Here is a 13,685-nt window from a genome sequence, read left to right on the forward strand (position 1 = left end):
AAATAGAGCATTAATGTTTTACTTTTGCATGAATTAAATATATATACCCATGAAAAAGATATTCTTTTCTCTCTTATTTGCTTTGGTTTGTACCGCAATGTGGGCACAGGCTACAGAAAAAACAATTTCAATTGAAGTAAAAAATAACTGGAAGAAGGAGCAAGCCGATGCTCCGGTGGTCATCAAGCTGAACGATCTCGGACTGGATTTCCAGGCCAAATCGGCTACGGTATGGGACGGTTCGCAAGAAATCCCATCGCAGTTGGACGATCTGAACAATGATCGTAAAGCCGATGAACTGGCTTTTGTAATTGATCTTCCAGCCAACGGCAAGAAAACTCTTAAGGTTACATTATCTTCAGAAAAGAATGAAAAACAGTATAAAGCGCGTGTATTTGCAGAGATGCTTGTGAGCGATAAGAAAGGAAAGCATGTGCCTATCCGCTCGCTGACCATTCCGGGTACAAGCAACATTTACAATCAGCTTCATCATCACGGACCGGCTTTTGAGTCGGAGTTGGTGGCTTATCGTTTATACTTTGATCAGAAACAGACTGTCGACCCTTACGGCAAGTTCAACAAAGGACTTGAGATTGAAGAATCACAGTTTTATCCTACGGATGAGCAACTTGCGCGCGGTTTTGGCGATGATGTGTTGCGTGTAGGCGGAAGCGCTGGTGTGGGCGCCCTGAAAGGTTGGAACGGAACAAAAGCAACGCACATTGAACCGGTGTTTACCCGCACTGAGCGCATTCTGGCGTATGGTCCGGTGCGCACTGTGGTAGAAATAGAAGCCAATGAGTGGGAATATCAGGGTGCAAGCCTGAATATGATCAACCGCTATACGCTGTATGCCGGACATCGCGATGCCATAGTAGAAACATTCTTCGAGGAGCCGTTGAAAGACGAAACCTTCTGTACCGGGGTACAAGATATAAAAGGTTCGGTTGCTTTCTCGGATCATAAAGGTTTAATTGCCTCCTGGGGCACCGACTGGCCGGTAAATGATACGGTGAAATATGCCAAAGAAACAATTGGTATGGCGGCGTATGTTCCACAAAAGTACGTAAAACAAGAGGTCAGAGACAATACCAAGTATCTCAATAACAACTATCTGTATACCATAGGAGCCAAGGGCGAGAAGTATATCCGCTACTACATCATGTTCACATCCATGAAAGAAACCTTTGGATATAAAACTCCCGAGGCATGGTTTGCTTATGTACGTGAGTGGAAGGAAGAATTGGACAATCCGGTGACGGTAACTCTTAAGTAAAGACCAATTATTCCCCCTATCGTGTACAAATTTGCCCCTTAAGGCCTTCAGTTTTCTCTATTTTTGCAATATTGAAACATTTATAAAACCAATATTATTTATCATGAAAAGACTGGCACAGACTTTAAGCCTCTGCTTATTAATGACTCTTCCTGCGGTAGCACAGAAGAACTACGTATCCGAAGTATGGGTAGCCGACCAAGGAAACGGTACATACAAGAACCCGATTCTTTATGCAGATTATTCCGATCCGGATGCCTGCCGGATAGGCGATGATTACTATATGACCTCTTCGAGCTTCAACAGTTTGCCCGGTTTACAGATTTTACACTCCAAAGATCTGGTAAACTGGACCATCGTCGGTGCCGCCGTACCTTATGCGCTCCCACCAATCGAAACTCCGGAACGCCCCGAGCATGGCAACCGTGTATGGGCGCCTTGCATTCGCCATCACAACGGCGAGTTCTACATCTTCTGGGGCGACCCCGACCAGGGTGCTTTTATGGTGAAAGCCAAAGACCCGAAAGGTCCGTGGACGGAACCTGTATTGGTTAAGCCCGGCAAAGGAGTTATTGACACATCTCCCCTTTGGGATGATGATGGCAAGGTATACCTTGTACATGGATATGCCGGAAGCCGTGCCGGACTGAAAAGTATTTTGGGCATTTGCGAACTTACGCCCGATGCAACGAAAGCTGTAACCCAATCGCGTATTATTTTTGATGGCCACGAAAGCCACGAAACCATTGAAGGCCCTAAATTCTATAAGAAAGACGGTTATTACTACATCTTTGCACCAGCCGGCGGAGTGCCAACGGGCTGGCAAACGGTATTGCGTTCGAAAAACGTATATGGCCCTTATGAATCAAAAGATGTGCTGCACCAGGGTAAGACCAAAGTCAATGGTCCTCATCAGGGAGCATGGGTAGATACAACTACGGGAGAAGATTGGTTCCTGCACTTTCAGGATGTAGGTGCTTACGGACGCATTGTGCACCTTCAACCGATGAAGTGGATCGACGGATGGCCAGTGATCGGTGTAGACAAAGATGGCGACGGATGCGGAGAACCGGTACTTACATATAAAAAACCCAATGTAGGAAAAACATATCCGATCTGTACGCCACAGGAAAGTGATGAATTCGACGGATTCACCCTTTCACCGCAATGGCAATGGCATGCCAATATCAACGAAAAATGGGCTTTCTTCGATGGTGGCAAAGGGAATGTACGCCTGTACTCATATCCGGTGGTCAAGGAGTATAAAAGTCTGTGGGATGTAGCTAACCTGATGTTGCAGAAAACCCCATCCGACAATTTCGTGGCCACCATGAAACTGACATTCAAGCCAACCAAGAAGTATACCGGCGAACGTACCGGACTTGTAGTAATGGGTATGGATTATGCCGGATTGATCCTCGAGAATACAGACAAGGGCCTCGTTCTCACGCAAGTGGAATGCAAGAAGGCAGACCGTGACGGCACCGAGCAAGTCAACGCTTCTACCGAACTAAAAGACGCTACAATCTACCTGAAAGTTCAATTCCGCGCCGATGGCAAAAAGATCGGTGCAAGCGAAGGCGGTCATGACCTTATCGTGATGTGCGACTTTAGCTATAGCCTCGACGGAAAGAAATTCCAGAAGTTCGGTCAATCCTTCCAGGCGAAAGAAGGCAAATGGATCGGAACAAAGATCGGAACATTCTGCACGCGTCCTGCCATTACCATAAACGATGGTGGATGGGCTGAGGTAGATTGGTTCAGAGTGACAAAGAAATAATAGACAGTTGTCTTCTTTTTATACCAAAGGGCTTTCATCGTTGAAAGCCCTTTTTAGATACTCCTGAGGTAGGATGCAACAAAAATAAATTTTTGATGCATCAAAAAATAATTTTCGTCGAATCAAAAGTTTTTTTTTGATGCATCAATACTTTTAAGTTCATTGGACCTACCCTTTCATGTAAAGAATTTATTCCGTATTTTTGTAGTTTAAAATCCTATAACAATGAAAGAACTTATTATATTCGATCTGGACGGAACACTTCTGAATACCATAGCCGATCTGGCGCAAAGCGTTAACTATGCACTCAACCGCCTCGGCTTCCCAACGCATGACGAAGCCTCCTATAACTTTATGGTAGGCAATGGAATCAATAAACTGTTTGAGCGCGCCCTTCCCGAAGGAGAAAAGACAGCAGAAAACATCGTTCGCGTACGCGAACTATTCCTCCCGTTCTATGCCGAACATAAAATGGATAAAAGCCGTCCGTACCCCGGAATACCCGAACTGCTGGATACATTACAGAAGCAAGGCAAACAGATAGCCATAGCCTCCAACAAATACCAGGCTGGCACGGAGGCGCTTATTGCGCATTACTTCCCGGAAATTAAGTTTGTTGCCGTATTCGGCCAACGCGAAGGCATCTCTCCCAAGCCCGATCCAACGATTGTACACGACATCCTTCGCATCGCAGGTACGCCCAAAGAAAAGGTACTATACGTAGGCGATTCCGGAGTAGATATGCAAACAGCCTTGAATAGCGGCATCACTTCCTGCGGAGTGACCTGGGGATTCCGTCCGCGCGCGGAACTGGAAGATTTCAACCCAAATCATATCGTAAACACTGCCGAAGAAATTCTGGCTTTAGTGTAAGTCCGGACAACAAGCGTATTCATTCAACGTAAATCCGATATATCATAGATCACATTACTCAAGTATCCCGATTTCCCGCAACCATCCCTCTGCAAGATCAGACCACGACATGGTAGTTCCGGGATTATCCCGCAAAGATATACTATGCCCTCCCGCCGGATAAATATGCATCGCACTGCCAGCCACCCCATTCTTCTTTAACGCAGAATAATAAAGTACGCTATTCATCGAAGATACGGATCTGTCGTCAGTGGCATGCACCATAAAAGCCGGGGGAGTATCATTTCCGACCTGTTCATCACAAGAAAACAAATGCAACAACTCTTCAGTGGGTTCCTTACCTAACAAATTTTCCCGGCTTCCCTTATGCGCATATTCCCGCATGGAAACAACGGGCGAAATTAATAGTGTAAAATTTGGTTTGAAGGGATAAATATCAAGCCCATCGCCACCCCTTCCCCAGTCTTCTGTAATGGTGGACAAACAAGCAGATAAATGTCCACCCGCCGACGAACCCATTACCCCAACCCTGTCGGCCTGAATGCCATACTTCCTGGCATGACTACGGATATAGCGCATAGCCCGCTGTGCATCCTCCAAAGGCGCTTTATGGCTCACCTTCACATCGGGAGATTGCGGAAAACGATGATTCAGCACAAATGCCGTCACCCCAAACGTATTAAACCATTTCGCCAGTTGCCAGCCACTGATCTGATAAGCCAAACGGACGTATCCCCCACCGGGAATAATCAATACGGCAGCCCCTTTATTTTCTGCTTCCGATGGTTGGAATACATACATGCCGGGAGTACCCACCTGATACACCCGCTCGTTGGCAATACTATCTTTCAAAGCTACCCCTTTGCTATTGGGCATAGCCCCTCCTTCCCAAATAGGCACAAACTCCTGAGCCATAAGAGGAAGTACTACAATAGCTGATATCAATAACAATAATACAATCCGTTTCATTTGTTTAATCAATGGTTACACAGCAAAAATAAAGATAAACTTGCTACGCGAGGTGTAATAACTGAGCAAAATGGATAAAAATTACACACTGCCATTGACATATACAAATAGCATTCAAGTATCATTTTAACACTCCACAGATGCGATTCTGTTATATAGAACAAAAAATACCACCTCAAAAACAAATATTACACATATAAATGTTAACCTCCGTCTATTTTTGTACTGTGATATTAACACTTTGGTGAAAAGAATATTATTTTTGATTATTTAATTTAAACTTGCAAAGAATGTCTAACAAAATGAAGAACATGCGCACGGCATTGTTCCTGCTATTCGTGGCTATAGGAATTAATTTGTCTGCGCAAACCATTACCCTAAGCGGTAATGTGAAAGACACAACAGGAGAGCCCATTATCGGTGCATCTATCCTGGAAAAAGGTACTACCAATGGTACAATCACCGACTTCGATGGCAACTTCAACCTCAAAGTTGGTTCTAACGCAACCGTTGTTGTTTCATATATAGGTATGAAACCGCAGGAAATCAGCGTAAATGGAAAATCTAAGCTGGATGTTACACTACAAGATGATGCTACGGCATTGGAAGAAGTAGTGGTTATCGGTTATGGTACGGTTAAACGTAAAGACTTAACAGGCTCAGTATCCTCAGTTGGTGCCGACGCTATTGCTGCTGTACCAGTTTCCTCTGCAATTGAAGCTATTTCCGGTAAATTAGCCGGTGTACAGATTACTTCTACAGAAGGTTCTCCTGATGCAGAAATGAAAATTCGTGTGCGTGGCGGCGGTTCCATCACAGGCGATAACACTCCTTTATATATTGTTGATGGATTCCCGGTTGAGTCGATCAATGATATTGCACCATCCGACATCGAATCCATTGACGTATTAAAAGATGCATCTTCAACTGCAATCTACGGTTCTCGTGGTGCAAATGGGGTAATCATTGTCACAACCAAAAGTGGTAAAGAAGGTAAAATCAGCATTAATTACAATGCCTATGTAGGTTGGAAGAAGATTGCCAAGACATTGGATGTTCTTTCTCCCTACGACTATGCTTCCTGGAACTACGAGCGCGCTATGCTTGCCGACAAACCTGAGCAGTATATTAAATTCTTTGGAAATTACCAAGATATGGATTTGTACAAAGATGTTCAAGCAAATGACTGGCAAGATCAAATTTTTGGTCGCACAGGATTCACTTTCAACCACAACTTAAGTATCAGCGGTGGTAGCGATAAAATCAAATATAACTTCAGCTATAATCACATGAACGACAAAGCCATCATGCAGATGTCAGGCTATAAAAGAGACAATTTGTCGTTGAAGTTGAATACCAAACCTAATAAAGCTGTAGCTGTAGATTTCTCTATCCGTTACTCAAGTACAGATATTAAAGGTGGTGGTGCAAACGAACAGAACGAAAAATCTTCGGCCGACTCTCGTTTGAAAGACGCCATGATATACTCTCCATTCCCAGTAGCAGGATTGAGCGATGACAGTGGTGAAACTGATTCAGACTTCAACTTGATTAACCCGCATGTTAAAATGGCCGATAACGACCGTTTCCAAAAACGCAAATCACTCAATATGAACGGAAGCGTGACCTGGGAAATCATCGAAGGACTTAATGTAAAAGCTGAAGTTGGTCTTGACCAACACACCAATATAGACAACCGTTTCTATGGTTCATCTACATACTATGTGAAAAATACTCCCGCAGAAGCACACAAAGGAATGCCAGCTATCATTTTTGCAGATACAGACCGCCACTCTTTCCGTAGTACCAACACATTGAACTACAATTTCAAAAAACTGTTGCCTGAATCGCACAATCTATCGGTACTAGCCGGTCAAGAGTATGTGATTACTAAGAAAGAACAACTGACTTCAACCGTTCACGGTTTGCCTAGCTTCTTTACCTTTGATCAGTCGAACAAATTATCGACACAAGGTACTCCATACTCTATCGACAAGAACTTGTCTCCAAATGACATCCTATTATCATTCTTCGGACGTTTGAACTACGATTACAAGAGCAAGTATATCGCAAGTGCTACATTCCGTGCCGACGGTTCTTCTAAATTCTCAGAAGGAAACAGATGGGGATATTTCCCTTCGGCAGCTGTTGCATGGCGTATTTCTTCTGAAGCATTCATGGAAAAAACAGAAGACTGGTTGGATGACTTGAAACTTCGCGTAAGCTACGGTACTGCCGGTAATAACAACATTCCATCGGGACAAATGTCACAAACGTACAACTCATCGACTACAGCATGGGTAAATGATTACTCAAGCTACTGGTCGCCTTCGAAAGTTATGGCAAACCCTGATTTGAAGTGGGAAACAACCGTTACACGTAACTTAGGATTGGACTTCACTACATTAGGCGGACGCCTGAGCGGTACATTTGAGGTATACAAAAACACTACCGAAGACTTGTTGATTGAGTTTCCAACAGTTGGAACAGGATACGACAGCCAATACCGCAATATGGGTGAAACACAAAACACTGGTTTCGAAGCAACAATCAACTGGGTAGCTATAGATAAGAAAAACTTCGGTTTAAGTTTCAGCGGAAACATTGGTTTCAACAAGAACAAAATCAATGATTTGGGACAAATGACATACATATCAGGTGATTCGGGTTGGGCATCTACCGAGATCGGTACTGACTACTGGATTGAAAAAGGTGGTTCTATCGGACGTATGTATGGCTATAGAAGTGCCGGTCGTTACGAAGTATCAGACTTCACCGGATACAACGAAGCAACAAAGACTTGGGATCTAGACAAAACTAAAGCTCCTGATGCTTCTGCAGTAATTGGTGCGGGCTATGTACGTCCGGGTGCCATGAAACTGAGAGACTTGGATGACAATGGTATTGTTGATGAAAACGACCGCGAAATTATTGGCGATGCTAATCCATTGCATACTGGTGGTTTCACAATCAACGCACGTGCTTACGGATTTGATTTAAGCGCTAACTTCAACTGGAGTTATGGCAATGATATCTATAATGCAAATAAAATAGAATACACATCTACCAGCAAATACCACTCTCGTAACATGATATCTGAAATGGCTACCGGAAACCGTTGGACCAACCTAAGAACTGATGGAACTATTTCCAATGACCCTACAGAATTGGCACAAATGAATGCAAACACAAATTTATGGTCGCCTTATATGCAACGTTATGTGTTCTCTGACTGGGCTGTAGAAGATGGTTCATTCCTACGTCTTAGCACATTGACATTGGGTTATACATTGCCTCGCTCTTTAGTTCAGAAAGCTAAAATACAAAACTGTCGTTTCTACGTAAGTGGTTATAATGTATTTTGCTTGACTAACTATAGCGGATTCGACCCAGAAGTTTCAACTCGTCGTAAAACATCTTTAACTCCGGGTGTAGACTACTCTGCATATCCTAAGAGCCGTTCTATCGTATTCGGCTTGAACTTGAATTTCTAATGTTTTAAAAATATCACAATGAAAAAATTTATATATAAATCTTTAATTGCATTATCTATTGTGGGGGCTATGAGCTCTTGTGATGATATATTAGATGCACCGACAAAATCTTCTATGGACGAGTCGTTGATTTTCTCAACTCCTGAATTAGCGGAAGGTGCCATCGCAGGTATCATCCAATCGTTCTGTGAGACAAATTCATACCGCGGACGTTTTTTAGTACATTATGGAACAAACAACGACTGTGAAGTAACAAATAGTCTTAGAGATATAAATACAGATGCTGCTCGTTTAGCCAATTACAACACACAAGTGAGCAATGGCCAAATGAACACAAACAACAATGCTTACGCTAAGTTCTACGAAGGCATTGAACGTGCGAACCTGGCTATTCGTGGTCTTCGCACGTACGGTAATGTTGAAAGCAGACCGGAGATGGCTCAGATTTTGGGTGAGATATTAACCTTGCGTGCTGTAGTATATGCCGACTTGTTGAAAGCCTGGGGAGATGTTCCTGCCCGTTTTGAACCCATCAGTTCTGAAACTGTTTATCTTCCTAAGTCAGACCGTGATGTGATTTACAAGCAACTATTGGCCGATTTGGACGAAGCTGCCACCATGGTACCTTGGCCTAATGGTTCAACAGTTACAACTTCTGTTGAACGTGTAAACAGAGCATTTGTAAAAGGCTTGCGCTCGCGTCTGGCTTTAGCTGCCGGTGGTTACTCTCAACGTGCTGATGGCATCCGCTTAAGCAATGATCCAGACCTAGCACCCGAGAAGATGTTCGCATTGGTTAAACAAGACTGTTTGGATGTTATCAATAGTGGTACTTGCCAACTGCAGGGATTTGAAGAGGTATTCAAAACTCTTTGTGGTGAAGGCTTGAAAGCCGGTTTGGAATCGCTTTGGGAAATACCTTTCAGCGAAGGCCGTGGACGTGTAATCTTCGACTTAGGTTTGAAACATACAACTAAAGACAAATACACCGGACAAGCTAAAGGTGGTGCTAATGGACCTAACCCGGCATTGTTCTATGATTATGACAAAGATGACGTACGTCGTGATGTGACTTGTATTCCTTACGAATGGACAGATGGTGTTCAGGTGCCTACCAACTTAAACAAATGGTACTTTGGTAAATATCGTTACGAATGGTTGCCTCGCATTGTAACCTCTGACAATGACGATGGTTTGAACTGGCTTTACATGCGCTACGCTGATGTAGTGTTGATGGCTGCCGAAGCGATCAACGAACTAGATGGTCCGGCTACTGCCGCTCCATACCTGAAGATGATTCGCGACCGTGCATTCCCTAACCATCCTGCAAAAGTTACAGCATTTATGACTACAGCTACTGCAAGCAAAGACGCATTCCGTAATGCTATTGTTGATGAGCGTGCATTTGAATTCACCGGTGAAAAACTACGTAAGGGTGACCTTATCCGTTGGAACCTGTTGAGTAGCAAGATCAAAGAATCAGAAGGAAAGCTGAAACAGTTGGCTAACCGCGAAGGTAAATACGCCGATTTACCGAATAAGATCTATTATCAAACTGCCGCTGATGGCGAAACCGTTACCATCTATGGTTTAGAGTTTGGTCATAGCGACGAAGCCGGAGTAGCGTTAGGATACGAATCGAACAAAAACTGGAACTTGCTTAGCGACGGTGATGCTGTGCCTTATTATGAAGCACTTGCTCGTCGTGACCCAGACACACAACAATTCTGGCCTATCTGGCAATACTTCATTGATAACAGCAACGGAATGCTTAACAATGACGGTTACAACGTTCCTAACTAATCACATTTAAAAGATTATAGAAAATGAATAATTTCTTCAAAAAAATCACATACATATTGGCTGTTTCTGCAGTAATGGGGTTTGCTACAAGTTGTAGTGATGACATTGCAGATGAGATCACATCTATTGATGTAGACCGCCTATTCTCACCAACTAACGTTGAACTTAGAGTTGTAAATAGAACAAGTATACGTGTAAACTGGAAGGAAGTAAAAGACGCGCAAACTTATAACGTAGAGGTATTTGAAACTGCTGCTGGCGAAGGAACAATAACAGAAAGTGCTATTGGACTTACGACTTTGGACTTGCCCTATATCTTCACCGGGCTTGATGGTGAAGTGAACTACACCATACGTGTCAAAGCTCTATCCGAAACTAAGAACGAATCTAAATGGACTAAAGTCAGCATTAAGACAGACGCTGAGCAAATATTCTACGCACTCGACGAAGTAAACGATTTAGAAGCTACTCAGGTAACTTTACGTTGGCCTGCCGGAGAAACTGCGACTTCGATTGTTTTGACTCCCGGGGATATCACTTATAATGTGACTGCTGCAGACATTGCCGCCGGTGCAGCAACAATTACAGGTTTGACTGGTGAAACTGCCTATACAGCAACTCTATTCAACGGAAGCAAAACTCGTGGAACAATTAGCTTTGCAACTCCTATTGACATTGGTGGTGCTATACTAGTAGAAGCTACTGATGACCTCGCCGCTATGATTGCAGCTGCTGAAGAAGGCGACGTATTTGCAATCATGCCAGGTACTTATGAGGTTGCTACACTTACAGTTTCTAAATCTGTTGCTTTGAAAGCAGTTAGACCAGCTGAAAAACCAGTATTGAAGGGTACTATTATTCGCTTAACTGCAGGTCTTGAGCTTGAATCTTTGATTCTTGATGGAACCGATTCATCTGGCGATCAAACAATAGTGTATAATGCGGACGGAACATATGGTGCGTTAATTATCAATAACTGCGAGATTAAAAATTATACGAAAGGTGCATTGTATGGAAATACAAAATGTAATATTGCATCTATTACTATAACCAACAATATCTATTCGAACATAGAATGTAACGGTGGTGATTTATTCGACTTCCGTAACTCCATTGCTGCATCGTTTACATTTACAAACAATACAGTTTATAGCAGTGCTGCTGCCCGTGATGGCTTCAGAATGGACGCCGGCGGTTCTACGGCATTCCCAAGTGTAAAAAGCATTATAAACATAAGCAATAATACATTTAATGCAGTATGTAATGGCAACAACAGACGAATCCTTTATATCCGTCTGGCAAACCATGAGATTACGTTCAACAAGAATATTCTTTCCAATACAGCAGGATATTATTCGAACCAAGCTGCTACTACAATCGTAGAAATGAGCAATAATAACTACTTTAATGCTCCTAATTTCACAGGCAGTACACAGTCGGGGGCAAAAAATGATACTGGTACGTATACTACACTCGATCCTGGTTATGCTGATGCTACAAAAGGCAATTTCACTCTTTCTAATGAAGAGCTGATCTATAACAAAATTGGTGATCAAAGATGGTGGTAATCAGATAAATTCTGATGATATAAGAAAAGGCTATCTCGCTCGGGCTAGCCTTTTCTTATATTTCCCATTCCTCTTTTGCCTGAAAAGGGGTCCAACGCAGAAACATTTTTCCATTGGACTTTCCGATGGTTTCCGTTGACCTTTTGGGGTAAAAGTCCAACGCAAAAAAGAAAAAGCGTTGGACTTTCCAGGAAGAAGTCCAACGCTAAATTATTTAATCCGAATCAAGAACTACAATTAGGGGATTATCTATCAATAAATCATATATCTTCTACTGACTAACATACTCCCCTCCTGCAACCTGCCCGTTCGTAATATCCTTTACCAGCCAATGCAAATACACTTCCAGGTTTGTATACCTTCCTGTAGCATCAAGAGTTTTTGTATTACCATCTGTCGCTGAGTTTTTATCCAGACCAACCATATCCTCCCATTCATCGGGCATACCATCACCATCTGTATCTTTAGGTGCCGTTCCGGCAGTATAAGCAGGCCACCCGCCAACATCCTCCTGGCTGTCAATATAGCCATTTTTACTATGGTTGGAGCCAGTCATAAACTGGGCAACTCCATTGCGTGTATTATTCATTATGCGCGCATCTACAGCATCGCGTTTCAAACTTGCTCCGGCATAATCAAGAACTTTACTATAGGCTGTTTCTGCGGAATGAGTCGTTACTCTGGCAGCTATACCATCGGGAGTGATAGCAACCGGAGTGGTCAGTTTAGTAAGCGTTGTACTTCCCGGACTCTTGTCGAGCACAAAGCCAGCCCAGTTATTATTATTTATACTATGAGCTGGAAAAAGATAATTCGTATTTCCACCCGTATATATGGATGGACAGCCATAATCAACACCCTCTTTCACACCCGATACAGAATAGAAGAACTCACGTTTCTTAGCGCTATTCGTAATCCGATTCCCGTTTTTATCAAAACTATCGCCAGGACCTCCTGTAGAAGCAGGTCCCCACTTATAATAATTACCGACAAAGTTCACCTTCTGCCCTTCGCCACCATAAGCCGGATAATTTGAGAAGTTATAAACCACACAGTTACGATAATCTACAGCGCGCTGATCACTCCTCAGTTGTGTCTTATCTGATAGTGGCGCGTACACCTCTGCCCCATCAAAACGGGGATTGCGACTATCATGATGAGCCAGTAAGTTGTGATGATAAGATGCATTCACACCACCCCAAATTGCGCCATACCCATGAGTTCCTTTCTCGTGAGAAGCGTTACGAAGACTTTCGGAAATAACACACCACTGCATGGTGAAGTTTTCATTTGCATAAAAAGAGGCACATTCATCTGTGCTCCAACTAATAGAACAATGATCTATTATCACATTCTTGAGGTAACGCCCCTCCAGAGCATCCGTCCCCGAAGAAAGATTGCCTTTATCGCCCATCCGGCTACGGATATAGCGGATAATCACATTATCGGCATTCACTACCAACGGATAGTTCTTCAAGCAAATACCATCTCCGGGAGCAGTCTGGCCGGCAATCGTTAAATCACCTTTGTTGATTTTCAATGCGCTCTTCAACTCGATAACTCCATCTACCTCGAATACAATTGTACGCACCCCCGAAGCAGCGATTGCTGCACGCAAGCTACCTTCGCCACTATCATTCAGATTGGTTACCTTGATAACCTTTCCTCCGCGACCTCCGGTAGTGAACATACCTCCTCCTTCCGCACCGGGAAATGCACGGAGCAAAACGTCATTCTCGTGGGTTGGCAATTGAAAATCAACCGATGGGGTGGGTTCCGGATCGGGTTCAGGTTCAGGGGTTACAACCGGTGGCGGAACATCTTCGCCCGGCGAATCGTCACTACTACAAGCTCCGGCAGACAGAGCTACAAAACATAACATAAAAAAAGAGAACGTTCTTTGCAACATGTTTTCCATTATT

General features: G+C 43.4%; 8 protein-coding genes. 6 read left to right on the forward strand and 2 right to left on the reverse strand.

Features of this window, described 5'->3' with window-relative positions:
- Nucleotides 1-49: 49 nt before the first annotated feature.
- The 3 genes from D0T87_RS04465 to D0T87_RS04475 all read left to right on the forward strand — a co-directional run bounded on the left by D0T87_RS04465 (nucleotide 50) and on the right by D0T87_RS04475 (nucleotide 3,929).
- Nucleotides 50-1,276: a DUF4861 domain-containing protein gene (locus D0T87_RS04465; protein WP_163173183.1), complete on the forward strand. Its 1,227-nt coding sequence runs from the start codon at nucleotides 50-52 to the stop codon at nucleotides 1,274-1,276.
- 103 nt (nucleotides 1,277-1,379) lie between these two features.
- Nucleotides 1,380-3,056, forward strand: a complete 1,677-nt coding sequence (locus D0T87_RS04470; RefSeq protein ID WP_163173185.1) for a glycoside hydrolase 43 family protein — start codon at nucleotides 1,380-1,382, stop codon at nucleotides 3,054-3,056.
- Nucleotides 3,057-3,281: 225 nt separating this feature from the next.
- Nucleotides 3,282-3,929, forward strand: a complete 648-nt coding sequence (locus D0T87_RS04475; protein ID WP_163173187.1) for an HAD family hydrolase — start codon at nucleotides 3,282-3,284, stop codon at nucleotides 3,927-3,929.
- Between the two features lie 54 nt (nucleotides 3,930-3,983).
- On the opposite strand, the gene D0T87_RS04480 is transcribed toward D0T87_RS04475, so the two are convergent.
- The gene (locus tag D0T87_RS04480; protein WP_163173189.1) at nucleotides 3,984-4,898 is read right to left on the reverse strand and encodes an alpha/beta hydrolase; all 915 of its coding nucleotides are present in this window, start codon (nucleotides 4,896-4,898) and stop codon (nucleotides 3,984-3,986) included.
- Nucleotides 4,899-5,188: 290 nt separating this feature from the next.
- Between D0T87_RS04480 and D0T87_RS04485 the strand changes: the two genes are divergently transcribed.
- The 3 genes from D0T87_RS04485 to D0T87_RS04495 are packed head-to-tail and all read left to right on the forward strand — an operon-like array spanning nucleotide 5,189 to nucleotide 11,763.
- Nucleotides 5,189-8,392 (forward strand): TonB-dependent receptor, encoded by a 3,204-nt coding sequence (locus D0T87_RS04485; protein ID WP_163173191.1) that lies wholly within the window; start codon nucleotides 5,189-5,191, stop codon nucleotides 8,390-8,392.
- Between the two features lie 18 nt (nucleotides 8,393-8,410).
- Nucleotides 8,411-10,195, forward strand: a complete 1,785-nt coding sequence (locus D0T87_RS04490; protein WP_163173193.1) for a RagB/SusD family nutrient uptake outer membrane protein — start codon at nucleotides 8,411-8,413, stop codon at nucleotides 10,193-10,195.
- Between the two features lie 23 nt (nucleotides 10,196-10,218).
- On the forward strand, nucleotides 10,219-11,763 hold the full coding sequence (locus D0T87_RS04495; protein WP_163173195.1) for a DUF4957 domain-containing protein: 1,545 nt from the start codon (nucleotides 10,219-10,221) through the stop codon (nucleotides 11,761-11,763).
- 271 nt (nucleotides 11,764-12,034) lie between these two features.
- Here the strand turns inward: D0T87_RS04495 and D0T87_RS04500 are convergent, their stop codons facing one another.
- On the reverse strand, nucleotides 12,035-13,672 hold the full coding sequence (locus tag D0T87_RS04500; protein ID WP_163173197.1) for a polysaccharide lyase family 1 protein: 1,638 nt from the start codon (nucleotides 13,670-13,672) through the stop codon (nucleotides 12,035-12,037).
- Between the last annotated feature and the right edge of the window lie 13 nt (nucleotides 13,673-13,685).

Source organism: Bacteroides sp. 51, from assembly GCF_010500965.1.
Taxonomy (GTDB): domain Bacteria; phylum Bacteroidota; class Bacteroidia; order Bacteroidales; family Bacteroidaceae; genus Bacteroides.